This is a genomic window from Streptomyces sp. NPDC001868, assembly GCF_040297125.1.
In the GTDB taxonomy this organism is placed as follows: Bacteria; Actinomycetota; Actinomycetes; order Streptomycetales; family Streptomycetaceae; genus Streptomyces.
In genome coordinates this window covers 1-13,832 of record NZ_JBEOYO010000066.1, presented here as the reverse complement: position 1 = coordinate 13,832, position 13,832 = coordinate 1, and the positions used below count along the sequence as shown (strand labels likewise).

The window sequence follows — 13,832 nt, the reverse complement described above, 5'->3', positions numbered from 1 at the left end:
CGTTGAACGTTGAACAATACCTCTCAAGGAGCACGTCATGGGCATCTTCGGCCGCAGCAGCACGACCACCGAGAACGCCACCGCCACCGTCTCCGCGGTGAACCCCGAGCTGGCGGCGCTGACCGGTGACTACACGATCGACGCGTCCCACACCACCATCGGGTTCGTCGCACGCCACGCCATGGTCACCAACGTCAAGGGCGGCTTCCTCGACTTCTCCGGCAGCCTGCACCTGGACGGCACGGACCCGTCCCGGTCCACCGCCTCCCTCGACGTCACGATGGACAGCATCGACACCGGCAACGCCGACCGTGACGGCCACCTCAAGAGCGCGGACTTCTTCAGGACGGACGAGTTCCCGACGATGACCTTCCGCTCCACCAAGGCCGAGGCCCTCGGCGGCGACGACTACCGGATCACCGGTGACCTCTCCATCCTCGGTACGACCAGGCCGCTCACCATCGACCTGGAGTTCAACGGCTCGGCCAAGGACCCCTTCGGCAACGAGCGCGTCGGCTTCGAGGGCAAGGCGGAGATCCTGCGCTCCGAGTGGGGCCTCACCTGGAACGCGGCGCTGGAGACGGGCGGCGTCCTGGTCTCGGACAAGATCAAGCTGAGCTTCGACATCTCGGCGATCCGGAACGCGTGATCCCTCGGCGACGGCACCGAGCCGTTCCGACACCCCGATCCCGCTGAGCACACCCGCCCTCCGACTTCCCCGGTCGGAAGGGCGGGTGCTCGGCGTTCTCGGTGTGTCCGGACGCGATCCGGTTCACGCGTTCATGCGTGTTCATGGGTTCATGGGTTCATGGGTTCAGGTGATCGGACGGTGGGCCGGTTTCGGACGAGCGGACGCCCTCTTCCAGCCTGGCGACCGCCGCCGCCACCTGAGCCGCCCGGCTCCGGGGGGTACGGGCCCGCAGCACCCCGAGCATGGCGAGATACCGCTCCGTCCTGCCGAGCCCGTCGAAGGCGGCCTTCGCACGGGGGTTCGCCTCCAGCGCGGCCGTGAGTTCCTCGGGAACGGCCGCGTTCTTCTGCGACTCGTACGCCGCCGCCCAGCGCCCGTCCGCCCGCGCTGCGGCCACCTCCGCCAGGCCACCGGCCCGCATACGCCCGGCGGCGCTCAGCTCCCCCACCCGGCGTACGTTCACCATCGACCAGTCGCTGCCCGGTCGGCGCGGGGTGATCCGCTGCAGGAAGTACGCCTCGTCGAGGCGCCGCCTGCTGCCCGTGATCCAGCCGTGGCAGAGGGCCACGTCATTGACCTCACCGGCGTCGACGGAACGGACACCGCTCCCCTTCTTGGCGACCTTGACCCAGAGGCCGCCGCCGGGCGGGGCGGGGTGGGCGGTCAGCCAGGCGTCGAGGTGGTCGGCGTCGGGGAACGCGCGGGGGCCGGAGTCTTCGGGAGGGGTCATGCTTCGCAGGGTAGGGAGGAATTAGGCCGGTTCCTGTCCGCTATGAGCGATCCCTCCGCACGAAGAACAGGACCAAGGACAGGGTCGGGGCCAAGAGACAGGGACAGGGACAAGGCCTTGCAGGCGCCGGACAAGGTGGAGTTCGGGCGCGGTCAGCGGGGCTCCGGGACGACCGGGTCCTCCAGCACCCGGTCGAGGGTCCTGCGCTGCTGTCCGTCCGGGTCGGGGCCGGACAGGCCGGCCGTGGTCGCCAGGGCCTTCCACAGCGCCCAGCCGCGCGCCCGCCGCCAGGTGTCGTCCGGGAGGCCGACCGCTTCGTGGAAGACCTTCCGTTCCTCGCCGGTGAAGTAGGTCCAGGCCATGACGAGGTCGCAGGCGGGGTCGCCGACACCGGAGGAGCCGAAGTCGATGACGGCGGAGAGGACGCCGTCCGTGGTGAGGAGGTTCCCGACGGCCACGTCGCCGTGGAACCATGTCGGCGGCGACGGCCAGGCGGAGGTCAGCGCGTCCGCCCAGACGGCCCGGCAGGCGGTGACGTCGACGACGTCCCTCAGCCGGTCCAGGGCCTGCTCGACCTGGTCGCCGTAGACACTGGGGTGGCAGCCGCGGAAGTACGAGTGCCGCCCGGCGGCCGGTCCCCGTCCGACCGGCGCCTCGCGCAGCCGGGTCAGGAAGTCGCCGAGATCGCGGGCCAGCCGTGTCCGGTCGACATCCGTCGCGACCTCGACCGTCTCCCCCGGAAGCCACCGGCGCACCGACCACGAGAACGGGTAGCCCGCCCCGGGCGCCCCGACGGCGACCGGCTCCGGCACGGGCAGCGGCACCTGCCCGGCCAGCTCGGGCAGACAACTGTCCTCCTTCGCCACGGCTGCCGCATAGCCCTCCGCGCTCGGCAGCCGGACCGACAGCGCGTCACCGAGCCGGAAGGTGCGGTTGTCCCAGCCCTGCCGGTCGACGGGTCTGACGGGCAGATCGCTCCAGTCGGGGAACTGGGCCGCGATCAGGGCGCGTACGAGGTCGGCGTCGATGTCGATCACCGGGTCAGTGTGCGCGACGCCGCGGCGCCGTCGCACGCCCTTTTCGCGGGCTCTTCACGGGCTCTTCGCGGGACGGGCGAGTGGGGCTGAAGTGAGGCTGGCTGGTTCGCGCCTCTTGTGTGGGGGCTTTCGGCGTTCTCATAATCCTGCAACAGAAATTGACCTGGGCATGCCAGTAGAGCGATCCCCTGGCACTTCGATTGGCATGGACGCGTCATATCTGTTGTTCGGCTGCACAAGTCATCGCATGTCAACCCCCCACGGAAGGCATCACGTTGAAGCGACTCATCACCGCCCTGAAGAGATGTGCGGCTGTCGGTGCCGCGGCGCTCGCGATCGCCAGTCTGCAGCCCGTGTCGGCGGCGGAGGCCGCGCCGGCACCGGTGGTCGGCGGAACGCGGGCCGCGCAGGGCGAGTTCCCGTTCATGGTCCGGTTGTCGATGGGCTGTGGCGGCGCGCTGTACACGCAGCAGATCGTGCTCACGGCCGCACACTGTGTGGGCGCGACCGGCAACAACACCAGCATCACGGCCACGGCCGGCGTCGTGGACCTCCAGAACACCAGTGGCCGGGTCCAGGTCCGCTCGACCAAGGTGTACCGGGCCCCCGGCTACAACGGCGACGGCAAGGACTGGGCGCTCATCAAGCTGGCCTCGCCCATCAACCTCCCGACGCTGAAGATCGCCACGACCACGGCGTACAACACCGGCACCTTCACGGTCGCCGGCTGGGGCGCGGCCACCGAGGGCGGCGCGCAGCAGCGGTACCTGCTCAAGGCGACCGTGCCGTTCGTGAGCGACGCGACCTGCCGTTCGTACAGCGGCTACAGCGGGCTCATCGCCAACGAGGAGATCTGCGCCGGGCTCACCGCGGGTGGTGTCGACACCTGCCAGGGCGACTCCGGCGGCCCGATGTTCCGTCGGGACAACGCCAATGAGTGGGTCCAGGTCGGCATCGTCAGCTGGGGCATAGGCTGCGCCCGGCCCAACGCGCCCGGTGTCTACACCGAGGTGTCCACCTTCGCGTCCCAGATCGCCGCGGGGGCGGCCACGCTCTGAGCGAGGTCCCCGCAGCATCCCGTACGACGTCCACGGGCCCGGCGCCGCTCAGCGCCGGGCCTGTGCCCGTGCCCATGTCCGTGCCTGTGCCCATGTCCGTTGCGGGGCGCGTGTTCAGAAGCCGCCGCTGAAGTCCCCGCCGCCCCCGAAGCCGCCTCCGCCGCCGTAGTCGCCGCCGCCGAAGCCGCCGCTGAAGTCGTCCGAGTTGAAGTCGCCGCCCGAGACGTCGCCGCCCCCGTAGCCGGAAGCCGCGCCGAAGTCGCCGTAACCGGAGCCGTACATGGCCGCGTACGACGGGGTGGCCATCATGCTGCCGAGCATGGTGCCGACGAGGAGGCCGGGGAGGAGTGCGCCGCCGTAGTAGCCGCCCGCCCAGGGGCCGTAGGCGGGGCCCGCGTCCCAGTAGGGGCGGCGCCCGCCGGACACCGTGTCCACCTCGCGGATCATGGGGTCCCGGCCGTCCGCGAGCCGTGCCCGGTCCGCCGCGCAGACCGGGACCTCGCGTTCGGTGCCGACGCCCGGGGTCCACAGGACGTCCGCGACGGAGGGGCCGTGGCGCGGGTCGAAGAAGCAGGGGGCGCGGCGTTCGGGGAGGGGGAGGCCCTGTCTGCGGGCGGCGAGCTGGGTGAGGGAGAAGCGGCCGTCCTCCAGGGTCTGGGTGACCGAGCGGACCTCCTCGGGGCGGGTGGCCGCCGCCATGAGGGACTTGGCCTTCTCGTAGGCGTCCAGGGCCCGTTCGTAGTCGGCGCGCATCACGTCGTCGGCGCCCGCCTCGGCGGGGTGGAAGTCCAGCCGGTCCAGTTCCTCGCCGAAGGCCGTGATGTCCTCGTCCACCACCACCGCGAGCTTGGCCAGCGCCTCGCGGCGTTCCTCCTCCTTCCGGCGACGGTTGCGGCGGACCAGCGCGTACGCGCCCACGCCGCCTGCCGCCACCACCGCGCCGGCCGCCGCCAGGGCGCCCGCGTCCACGCCCGTGTCGCCGCCGCCGTCGCTCCAGCTCGACGGTGCCGTGCCGCCGGGGTTGCTGCGCAGGGCGTCGTCCACGAAGTCGTTGAGCTGGGCCTTCGGGTCTCCGGCGCCCTGGACGGCCGAGACCAGGTTCGACACGGCCTGTTGGCTCAGGACGCTGCTGTCGGCTCGGGCGTCGAAGCGGTCGCCGAGGCGGATGGCGTAGAGGCCGGTGACGCCCGTCTCCGTGCGGAGGTTCTGGAAGAGGTTCGCGGTGGGCTGGTCGGCCGGGAGGACCGCCACGAAGATCGGCTCGTCGGCGTCCTCGATCTTGTCGGCGAGGGCTTCCGCGTCGGCCGAGGAGAGCTGGTCGGAGGCGGCCGGGTCGACGTAGACGGGGCTCTCGCGCAGGGCCTCGGCCACGGTTGTCAGGTCGGTGGCGGCGTGGGCGCCGGGCGCGCCGGCCGACAGCACGGCCAAGGCCGCCAGGGCGATCGCGGCGAGCGGGGCGATCAGGAGGCGGAGGAGGAGACGACGTCGACCTTGTACGCCTTTCATACTTCGAAGCTACCTCGATCGGCGCCAAAACGGACGATTCGAGTGAGGGGAGCCGGGAGAGGGGGCTCGGGTGGGTGGGGTGCGCTGTCGGGTGCGCTGTCGGGTGCGGGTCCGGTGGGGCTTCTCGCGCAGTTCCCCGCGCCCCTAAAAGATCAGGCCCCTGGGGGCCTGAAAAGCATGGGGCGTAGCCCATGCTTTTCAGGGGCGCGGGGAACTGTGCGGCCCGCGCCCCCCACCACCCGCGCTCTCAGTGGGTCACTCCGCCGGTTCCACGCCCGCGCGGAGCAGCCCGTACGTGTAGGCGTCCTCCAGGGCCTGCCAGGACGCGGCGATCACGTTGTCGGCGACGCCGACCGTGGACCACTCGCCCGTGCCGTCCGTCGTGGAGATGAGCACCCGGGTGGTGGAGTTGGTGCCGTGCTTGCCCTCCAGGATGCGAACCTTGTAGTCGACCAGCTCCAGCTTGGCGAGCTGGGGGTAGATCTTCTCCAGGGCGACGCGGAGGGCGCGGTCGAGCGCGTTGACCGGGCCGTTGCCCTCGGCCGTGGCGACGATGCGCTCGCTCTTGGACCACAGCTTGACCGTGGCCTCGTTGGCGTGGCTGCCGTCGGGGCGGTCCTCGACGATGGCACGCCAGGACTCCGTGCGGAAGTACCGCTGCGGCTTGCCCGCGACCTCGTCGCGCAGCAGGATCTCGAAGCTCGCGTCGGCGGCCTCGTAGGTGTAGCCCCGCAGCTCGCGCTCCTTGACGCGCTCGACGACCCGGCCGACCAGCTCGCGGTCGCCGCCGAGGTCGACGCCCAGCTCCTTGCCCTTGAGCTCGATGGAGGCGCGGCCCGCCATGTCGGAGACCAGCATCCGCATGGTGTTGCCGACCTGCTCGGGGTCGATGTGCTGGTACAGGTCCGGGTCGACCTTGATCGCGGAGGCGTGCAGGCCGGCCTTGTGGGCGAAGGCGGAGACACCGACGTACGGCTGGTGGGTGGAGGGGGTGAGGTTGACGACCTCGGCGATGGCGTGGGAGATGCGGGTCATCTCGCGCAGGGCGCCCTCGGGGAGGACCTTCTTGCCGTACTTCAGTTCCAGGGCGGCGACGACAGGAAAGAGGTTGGAGTTGCCGACGCGCTCGCCGTAGCCGTTGGCGGTGCACTGGACGTGGGTCGCGCCCGCGTCGACGGCGGCCAGGGTGTTGGCGACCGCGCAGCCGGTGTCGTCCTGGGCGTGCATGCCGAGCCGGGCGCCAGTGTCGGCGAGCACCGTCGACACGACGGCCTGCACCTGGGCGGGGAGCATGCCGCCGTTGGTGTCGCAGAGGATCACCACGTCGGCGCCGGCCTCGGAGGCGGCGCGTACGACGGCTTTGGCGTACTCGGGGTTGGCGCGGTAGCCGTCGAAGAAGTGCTCGCAGTCGACGAAGACCCGGCGGCCCTGGGAGCGGAGGTAGGAGACGGTGTCGCGGACCATCTCCAGGTTCTCGTCCAGGGTGGTGCGCAGGGCGAGTTCCACATGCCGGTCGTGGGACTTCGCGACCAGGGTGATGACCTGGGAGCCGGAGTCGAGCAGGGCCTTGACCTGCGGGTCCTCGCTCGCCTTGCCGCCCGCGCGGCGGGTGGCGCCGAAGGCGACCAGCTGCGCGTGCTTGAAGTCGATCTCCTTGTGCGCGCGGGCGAAGAACTCGGTGTCCCTCGGGTTCGCGCCGGGCCAGCCGCCCTCGATGAAGCCGACGCCGAAGTCGTCCAGGTGCCGAGCGATGGCCAGCTTGTCCGCGACCGTGAGGTTGATGCCCTCGCGCTGGGCGCCGTCGCGCAGGGTGGTGTCGAAGACGTGGAACGAGTCGTCGAGTTCGCTGGTTTCCGTCATGATCTCAAGGCTCCTGAGGATGTCGATCTCGGTCTGTACCGGAATGACCGGCTCCACCGTCCTCCAATGATCCCTCGCGCTCCTTCTCCGGCTGCGGGTGGGCCAGAAAAGCGAAAAACCCCTCGCGGGTGCGAGAGGTCTGCGCGCGGGTCGAAGACGACGATGGCCGCCCGTACCTGGTCGTACGTGGCGGTCACTGCGGACCGGCGCGCCTGCTGCCAATAATCATGGCGAACGAGAGCACGGGGGCAGTCTGGCACAGACCGTCCCCGTGCTCACCGTCCGTCTCAGGATGCGAACAGCGCGCTGATCACCCCACGGTCGCCGTGCGGGCCGATCACCCCACGGTCACCGGGTGTGGCGTACGAAGACGTCCCGGGCGTCGTTGGTGTCACCGGCCGGGATCAGGGCCGGGTCCGGGGACTCGAAGGCGATCCGGACGCCGCCGTCCGCGATCATGCCCGGCTCGACGTACGCCGTGGCCGTGCCGCCGGTGGTGTCCGGGGTGAGCAGGGTCGTGGTGCCCGTCTTCAGGTCCCGCAGGTGTACCGGGTACTCCGAGCCGTCCTGGCTGCCCGCCTCCTCCACCCGTGAGGTGAAGGTGACGAAGCGGCCGTCGGCGCTGACCGCCGGGTTGCGGGTGTAGGCGGTGTGCGGTCCTCCGTGGGTGGCGTGCAGCCGCCGGTTCTTGCCGGTGGCGACGGTGTGCACGAACACGTTCCAGCTGCCGTCGTTGTCGTCCGGGATCAGACGGGTGTCCCGGGACTCGAAGACGACCGTGCGTCCGTCGCCGCTGATCGACGGTTCCAGGGACTCCCGCTCCGTGGTGGAGCCGTCGTGGGAGCGGTCGATCTGGGTGCGCTTGCCCTTGGCGCGGTCCAGCATCCAGATGTCCCCCCAGTCGTCGCCGCGCGGCCCATTGGCGTACGTGTACTGGTAGACGATCCGGTTGCCGTCGTCGCTGACGGTCGGGGCGAAGGCGTTGCGGGTCTCCCAGGTCGGCTTCGGGTGGCTGATCCGTTCGGTGGTGCCCTTGGCGCGGTCGCGCAGGAAGACGACGTAGCCCTCCTCCTCGCTGGACGCGACGAAGACGGCGTGGCGGGCGTCGGCGCTCAGGGAGATCTCGCCGGAAGGCGTGAAGCCCTTCGGCAGGCCGGTGTCGAGGCGTTCGGTGCGGCCGGTGCGCCGGTCGTGGAGCTTGAAGGTGCTGCCGACGGCGACGTAGCGGCCGTCGGCGCTGATCGACGGGGCGAGGCCGGCCGCCACGCGTTCCAGCTTCCCGGTGCGCAGGTCACGGACGAAGACACCGCCGGGCTTGCCGGGTACGAGGTCCGTGGCGGTCGAGGAGAAGGCCACGAAGCGGCCGTCGCGGCTGAGCACCACGTGCCCGGAGTCGCCGTTGCCCGCCTTCCCGCCGGGTGTGACGCTGATCGGTTCGGTGCGTGGAGCGGTGGGTGCGGCGCTCGCCGAGAGCCCGGTCAGAGCCACCGTGGCCGCGACGAGCGCTGCGGCGAGCGTGGTGCGTGTGCCGGCGTACAAGATCTGTTCCCCCTGTGCATCCGATGAACTGTGGTGTGTGGTCGGCCCGTTCAGCGGCCCCGCCGGAGGAACACGTCCGCGACCCCGTTGGTGTCGTCCGCGACCAGGTCGTCAGCCGTGGAGGTGAAGACGACGGCGCGGCCGTGACGGGCGACCGCGCCCGGGAGCGCGGTACCGGCCGTGGTCACGGGCCGGTGCGCGCCGGTGCGCAGATCGAGGAGCGTCAGTGCGCCGTCCCGGCTCAGCAGACGTGGCGTCCGGTGGCGTCCCCGGCGACCGCCGTACTGCCCTCGGGCCCCACCGGTTCGGTGCGCCCGGTGCGCCGGTCGTGGACGTACGGCCGGGGTGTGCCCGGGCCGGACGAGGTGGCCGGTGTCGTCGTGAGGGGGACCCGGCGGCCGTCGTCGGAGAGCTGGGCGAGGGTGGAGCCTGCGGCCGGGTCGGGGTCCACCCGCTGGGTCGTGCCCGTCCGCCGGTCCCTGAGGTAGACCCGGCCCAGCGGGCCCGTGGCAGGTCGCGGACGTACAGCACACGGGCGAACTGGTCCCCGCGGCGGTTGCCGATCGTGTAGGCGACGTGCCGGCCGTCGGCGCTGATCGCGCGAGGAGCGAGAAACCGTCGAGCGGGGCACACGGCCGCGCGGTCGACCCGGGCCTCGGGTCGGCCGCGCGGCTCCTACGGGTGAGCGGCCGGGGTCAGCCCAGCTCGTGCATCCAGCCGTGCTTGTCCTCGACCGTGCCGCGCTGGATGTTCAGCAGCGCCTCGCGGAGCTTGAGGGTGACGGGGCCGGGCTCGCCGGCGGACTGCTGCCAGGCGGCGCCGGTGCGCTTGACCGTGCCGACGGGGGTGATGACGGCGGCCGTACCGCAGGCGAAGACCTCGGTGAGGGCGCCGCTCTCGGAGTCGGCCTGCCACTGGTCGATGGAGATCCGGCCCTCCTCGGCCGTGTAGCCGAGGTCGGCGGCGACCGTCAGCAGGGAGTCACGGGTGACGCCCTCCAGGATGGAGCCGGTGAGGGAGGGGGTGACGATGCGGTCGCCGTACACGAAGTACAGGTTCATGCCGCCCAGCTCCTCGACCCACTTGCGCTCGACCGCGTCGAGGTAGCAGACCTGGGCGCAGCCCTCGGCGGCGGCCTCGGCCTGGGCGAGCAGGGAGGCCGCGTAGTTGCCGCCGGTCTTGGCGTCGCCCATGCCGCCGGGGACGGCGCGGACGTGGTCCTCGGAGACCCAGATGGAGACGGGCTTCACTCCCCCGGGGAAGTAGGCGCCGGCCGGGGAGGCGATCACCAGGAAGAGGTACTCGTTGGCCGGCTTGACGCCCAGCCCGACCTCGGTGGCGATCATGAAGGGGCGCAGGTAGAGGGATTCCTCGCCGCCGTGGGCCGGGACCCAGGCCTGGTCCTGCCGGACCAGCGCGTCACAGGCCTCGATGAACGTCTCGACCGGCAGCTCCGGCATGCCGAGCCGGCGGGCGGAGGCCTGGAAGCGGGCCGCGTTCTTCTCCGGGCGGAAGGTGGCGACGGACCCGTCGGGCTGCCGGTAGGCCTTCAGGCCCTCGAAGATCTCCTGCGCGTAGTGCAGGACCATGGTGGCGGGGTCGAGGGAGAGCGGCGCGTACGGAACGAGCTGGCCGTCGTGCCAGCCACGGCCCTCGGTCCACTTGATGACGACCATGTGGTCGGTGAAGTGGCGGCCGAAGCCGGGGTTTGCCAGGACCGCGTCGCGCTCGGCGTCGGAGAGCGGGCTGGCGGAGGGCTTGAGCTCGATCGTGGGCGTCATGAGTGGTTGTCCTTCACCGGTTGTGTGTGACGGGCCGCGCTCACATCCGTACTGCCAGTGGCGAGTGCTAGGACGTCCGAGCATTGCCTCATTCGGCGGCTCCGCGTTCGATTATCGCAAGCGGGGCGGGCGGAAGAAAACGGCGTGAACGCTGCCCAGGGATGATGGTGACACCCGGCGGGAACATGCGGAAGCCGCCGAGTGCTGGTGCGACCCGGCGGCTTCGAAGTGTTTCGAGTGGCGGCGGGGTCAGCCGGCTACTCGTACGGCGAGGGCGTCGCCGATCTCGTCCGTCGAGCGTGCGGGCTTGCCGACGCGCTCCGCGAGGTCGGCGGAGACGGCGTCCTCGATGCGCGCGGCCTCGGCCTCGTAGCCGAGGTGGCGCAGGAGCAGGGCGACGGACAGGACCGTGGCGGAGGGGTCGGCCTTGCCCTGGCCGGCGATGTCCGGGGCCGAGCCGTGCACGGGCTCGAACATGGACGGGAACTCTCCGGACGGGTTGATGTTGCCGGAGGCCGCGACGCCGATGCCGCCGGAGACGGCCGCGGCGAGGTCGGTGATGATGTCGCCGAAGAGGTTGTCGGTGACGATCACGTCGAACCGGGCCGGGTCGGTGACCAGGTAGATCGTGGCCGCGTCGACGTGGATGTAGTCGGTGGTGACCTCGGGGAACTCCTCGGCCACCTTGTTGAAGATGTTCGTCCACAGGTGACCGGCGAAGGTCAGCACGTTGTTCTTGTGGACGAGGGTGAGCTTCTTGCGCGGGCGGGCCTGGGCGCGGGCGAACGCGTCGCGGACCACGCGCTCGACACCGAAGGCCGTGTTCACGGAGACCTCGGTGGCGACCTCGTGCTCGGTGCCCTTGCGGATCGTGCCGCCGTTGCCCGTGTAGGGGCCCTCGGTGCCCTCGCGGACCACGACGAAGTCGATCTCGGGCTGGCCGGCGAGCGGGGTGGCGACACCCGGGAGCAGCTTCGACGGACGCAGGTTCACATGGTGGTCGAAGGCGAAGCGGAGCTTGAGCAGGAAGCCGCGCTCCAGGACCCCGGAGGGGACGCTGGGGTCGCCGATCGCGCCCAGCAGGATCGCGTCGTGCTTCTTCAGCGCGTCGAGGTCGGCGTCGGTGAGGGTCTCACCGGTGGCGTGGTAACGCTTGGCGCCGAAGTCGTACTCCTTGGTCTCCAGCTTCACATCCTGCGGAAGGACGGCGGAGAGGAGCTTGAGCCCCTGGGCCACGACTTCCTGACCGATGCCGTCACCGGGGATCACTGCGAGATTGAGGCTGCGAGACATGACGGCACCGTACTCCTTGTCCCAGGGGATGACATGGGGTGTCCGCGATACGGACGCGGGGAGGACTCTGCGGAGGGCTGGCGAAGGGGTGGCGGAGAGGTGACGGTGCCCACACGTCACCACGCGTTCACCCGTACGGGGGGCGGGTGTTGGGATTCGCTGGGAACTTCGTCGACATGGATATACCCGACTTCGGCATCCCGCCGCAGCTCGCGCGCCGGATGAGCATGGCCGAGCAGCACGAGTACCTGCGTACGAAGCTGACGCGGCGCCGCACGCTGGTGACGGCGGGCTCGCTCGCGGCGGGCGGGCTGCTGACCGGCTGCGGCGGCTCCGGATCGTCGGCCTCGCCGCGCTCGACGGCCTCGTCGTCCTCGTCCCCGTCGCCCGCCACCTCCAAGCTCCCCGGTTCCTCCGTCACCCCCTTCGGCCGCCATCTCGCCTTCGGCGCCGACCCGAAGACGCAGATGCGGGTCTCCTGGCAGGTGCCGCTCGCGGTGAAGAAGCCGTATCTGCGCGTGGGCCTGAAGCCCGAGGAGCTGAGCCGCAGGATCGACGCCGAGGTCCGCGACCTGCACACCCCGGGTGTCGAGGGCGTACGTCTGGAGCTGGAGCAGTACTACCTGCACGCGGCCCTGGACGGGCTGCGCCCCGGCACGACGTACTACTACGGCGTCGGCCACGAGGGCTTCGACCCCGCCTCCCCGGCCCACCGCTCGACGATCGGCACGTTCCGCACGGCGCCCGCCGCCCCCGAGAAGTTCGTGTTCACCGCGTTCGGCGACCAGGGCGTCGGCAAGGCTGCGGCCGCCAACGACAATCTGATCGTCCGCCAGAAGCCCGCCTTCCATCTCCACGCCGGCGACATCTGCTACGCCAACGGCAACGGCAAGGGGGTGGAGTCGGACGGCTACGACCCCGCGTTCTGGGACCTGTTCCTCAAGCAGAACGAGTCGGTGGCCAGATCCGTGCCGTGGATGGTGACGACCGGCAACCACGACATGGAGGCCTGGTACTCGCCGGACGGCTACGGCGGCCAGGTCGCCCGCTGGTCCCTCCCGGACAACGGCTTCGACCCTCGCTCGTCCCCGGGCGTGTACGCGTTCACCTACGGCAACGTCGGCTTCGTCGCGCTGGACGCGAACGACGTGTCGTACGAGATCCCCGCCAACTTCGGCTACTCCGGGGGCCGGCAGACCAAGTGGCTGGACAAGAAGCTGGGTGAACTGCGGGCGGCGAAGGGCGTCGACTTCATCGTCGTCTTCTTCCACCACTGCGCCTACTCGACGTCCGCGCACGCCTCCGACGGCGGTATCCGCGACGCGTGGCTGCCGCTGTTCACGAAGCACGAGGTGGACCTGGTGATCAACGGCCACAACCACGTCTACGAGCGGACCGACGCCGTCAAGAACGGCAAGGTCGGCAGGGCGGTCCCCATCGGCGCGTCGACCGACCCGACCCGGGACGGGATCGTGTACGTCACGGCGGGCGGCGGCGGGCGCGATCTGTACGGCTTCCCGTCCGGCGTGAAGGAGAGCTACGAGGGGCACGTCACCCGCCACGACGCCGTGGAGACCTTCGAGTGGACCAAGTCGCGCAGGTCGAAGACGGAGACGGTGGAGTGGTCACGGGTGCGCTACCGGGGCTTCTCGCTGCTCTCGGTGGAGGCGGAGAGCGGCGCGCGACCGGCCCTGAAGGTGTCGGCACTGGCGCAGGACGGCGAGCGCATCGACCACTTCGAGGTGCGGCGCGGCGCGTGAGTCCACTCCGGGGTACGGCGCGGCCGTAGGCGTCCACCTACGGCCGCGCCGAACCTCGAACGTGCGGCTCCCGGCTGGTGGGGGCGCTCAGTGCCCGGTGGAACCGCCGTTGTCCCTGCGGTCGAGGGCGCGCTGGAGGGCGGCGGCGGCGTTCTTGCGGTCGGACTCGGTCGTCCGGGAAACGTGACGGACTCGGCGGCGGACGGTCGTCTCGGCCATGGGGAATCGACTCCTTCGAGGCAATCCGGGAGTACGGAAACGGGAGGGGTACGAGACGCCGGGTGGGGCGGGGAGCGGGGCCGCAGGGGTTGCCTGCCTCGGGCTCCGGCTCACGACCGCCATTCGCTGGATCGAGCGAGACGTTCGGCTCCTACAAAGCTAAGTGAGCGCGGCGCGTCTGTCTCTACAGTTAGTCGGACTTCCTACTATCTGAGACGGCGGGCTGGGTCACACGGCGGGTGCGGGCACGTCGTGGCTGGTCGCGCAGTTCCCCGCGCCCCTAAAGATTCAGGCCCTGCGGGCCTGAAAGCACGGGGCGCAGCCCCGGCTTTTCAGGGGCGCGGGGAACTGCGCGACC

Annotated in this window: 13 protein-coding genes; 3 read left to right on the top strand and 10 right to left on the bottom strand. The window is 70.9% G+C overall.

Annotation, left to right across the window (positions count from 1 at the left end; all coding sequences use genetic code 11):
* The first annotated feature begins 37 nt into the window (after positions 1 to 37).
* Positions 38 to 649 carry a YceI family protein gene (locus ABT147_RS41290; protein ID WP_351416371.1) on the top strand — a complete coding sequence of 204 codons (612 nt, stop codon included), beginning with the start codon at positions 38 to 40 and terminating at the stop codon, positions 647 to 649.
* A gap of 157 nt (positions 650 to 806) precedes the next feature.
* Here ABT147_RS41290 and ABT147_RS41285 read toward each other — a convergent pair whose 3' ends face one another.
* Together ABT147_RS41285 and ABT147_RS41280 are read right to left on the bottom strand one after the other, a co-directional pair.
* A complete protein-coding gene (locus ABT147_RS41285; protein WP_351416369.1) occupies positions 807 to 1,421 on the bottom strand; it encodes a YdeI/OmpD-associated family protein in 615 nt (204 codons plus the stop codon).
* 152 nt (positions 1,422 to 1,573) lie between these two features.
* Positions 1,574 to 2,458: an aminoglycoside phosphotransferase family protein gene (locus tag ABT147_RS41280; protein ID WP_351416367.1), complete on the bottom strand. Its 885-nt coding sequence runs from the start codon at positions 2,456 to 2,458 to the stop codon at positions 1,574 to 1,576.
* Between the two features lie 275 nt (positions 2,459 to 2,733).
* Between ABT147_RS41280 and ABT147_RS41275 the strand changes: the two genes are divergently transcribed.
* On the top strand, positions 2,734 to 3,516 hold the full coding sequence (locus tag ABT147_RS41275; protein ID WP_351416365.1) for a serine protease: 783 nt from the start codon (positions 2,734 to 2,736) through the stop codon (positions 3,514 to 3,516).
* Positions 3,517 to 3,630: 114 nt separating this feature from the next.
* Here ABT147_RS41275 and ABT147_RS41270 read toward each other — a convergent pair whose 3' ends face one another.
* The 7 genes from ABT147_RS41270 to ABT147_RS41240 all read right to left on the bottom strand — a co-directional run bounded on the left by ABT147_RS41270 (position 3,631) and on the right by ABT147_RS41240 (position 11,495).
* Positions 3,631 to 5,022 carry a hypothetical protein gene (locus ABT147_RS41270; protein ID WP_351416363.1) on the bottom strand — a complete coding sequence of 464 codons (1,392 nt, stop codon included), beginning with the start codon at positions 5,020 to 5,022 and terminating at the stop codon, positions 3,631 to 3,633.
* A gap of 255 nt (positions 5,023 to 5,277) precedes the next feature.
* Positions 5,278 to 6,882, bottom strand: a complete 1,605-nt coding sequence (gene cimA, locus ABT147_RS41265) for a citramalate synthase (protein WP_351416360.1) — start codon at positions 6,880 to 6,882, stop codon at positions 5,278 to 5,280.
* A gap of 348 nt (positions 6,883 to 7,230) precedes the next feature.
* Positions 7,231 to 8,421 (bottom strand): TolB family protein, encoded by a 1,191-nt coding sequence (locus ABT147_RS41260; protein ID WP_351416358.1) that lies wholly within the window; start codon positions 8,419 to 8,421, stop codon positions 7,231 to 7,233.
* Between the two features lie 50 nt (positions 8,422 to 8,471).
* Complete coding sequence (locus ABT147_RS41255; RefSeq protein WP_351416356.1) at positions 8,472 to 8,609, bottom strand: hypothetical protein; 138 nt, start codon at positions 8,607 to 8,609, stop codon at positions 8,472 to 8,474.
* Positions 8,610 to 8,662: 53 nt separating this feature from the next.
* The gene (locus ABT147_RS41250) at positions 8,663 to 8,872 is read right to left on the bottom strand and encodes a hypothetical protein (protein WP_351416354.1); all 210 of its coding nucleotides are present in this window, start codon (positions 8,870 to 8,872) and stop codon (positions 8,663 to 8,665) included.
* Positions 8,873 to 9,116: 244 nt separating this feature from the next.
* The gene (locus ABT147_RS41245; RefSeq protein ID WP_351416351.1) at positions 9,117 to 10,202 is read right to left on the bottom strand and encodes a branched-chain amino acid aminotransferase; all 1,086 of its coding nucleotides are present in this window, start codon (positions 10,200 to 10,202) and stop codon (positions 9,117 to 9,119) included.
* Between the two features lie 249 nt (positions 10,203 to 10,451).
* Positions 10,452 to 11,495, bottom strand: a complete 1,044-nt coding sequence (locus tag ABT147_RS41240; protein WP_351416349.1) for a 3-isopropylmalate dehydrogenase — start codon at positions 11,493 to 11,495, stop codon at positions 10,452 to 10,454.
* Between the two features lie 176 nt (positions 11,496 to 11,671).
* On the opposite strand from ABT147_RS41240, the gene ABT147_RS41235 reads away from it, so the two are divergent.
* Complete coding sequence (locus ABT147_RS41235) at positions 11,672 to 13,255, top strand: purple acid phosphatase family protein (RefSeq protein ID WP_351416347.1); 1,584 nt, start codon at positions 11,672 to 11,674, stop codon at positions 13,253 to 13,255.
* 87 nt (positions 13,256 to 13,342) lie between these two features.
* On the opposite strand, the gene ABT147_RS41230 is transcribed toward ABT147_RS41235, so the two are convergent.
* Positions 13,343 to 13,474 (bottom strand): hypothetical protein, encoded by a 132-nt coding sequence (locus ABT147_RS41230; RefSeq protein WP_005479955.1) that lies wholly within the window; start codon positions 13,472 to 13,474, stop codon positions 13,343 to 13,345.
* Positions 13,475 to 13,832 lie beyond the last annotated feature (358 nt).

Bases quoted from the DNA above. Each gene is read 5' to 3' on its own strand.
- ABT147_RS41290 (WP_351416371.1), top strand. From the start codon at position 38: ATGGGCATCTTCGGCCGCAGCAGCACGACCACCGAGAACGCCACCGCC.
- ABT147_RS41285 (WP_351416369.1), bottom strand. From the start codon at position 1,421: ATGACCCCTCCCGAAGACTCCGGCCCCCGCGCGTTCCCCGACGCCGAC.
- ABT147_RS41270 (WP_351416363.1), bottom strand. From the start codon at position 5,022: ATGAAAGGCGTACAAGGTCGACGTCGTCTCCTCCTCCGCCTCCTGATC.
- cimA (WP_351416360.1), bottom strand. From the start codon at position 6,882: ATGACGGAAACCAGCGAACTCGACGACTCGTTCCACGTCTTCGACACC.
- ABT147_RS41245 (WP_351416351.1), bottom strand. From the start codon at position 10,202: ATGACGCCCACGATCGAGCTCAAGCCCTCCGCCAGCCCGCTCTCCGAC.
- ABT147_RS41240 (WP_351416349.1), bottom strand. From the start codon at position 11,495: ATGTCTCGCAGCCTCAATCTCGCAGTGATCCCCGGTGACGGCATCGGT.
- ABT147_RS41235 (WP_351416347.1), top strand. From the start codon at position 11,672: ATGGATATACCCGACTTCGGCATCCCGCCGCAGCTCGCGCGCCGGATG.
- ABT147_RS41230 (WP_005479955.1), bottom strand. From the start codon at position 13,474: ATGGCCGAGACGACCGTCCGCCGCCGAGTCCGTCACGTTTCCCGGACG.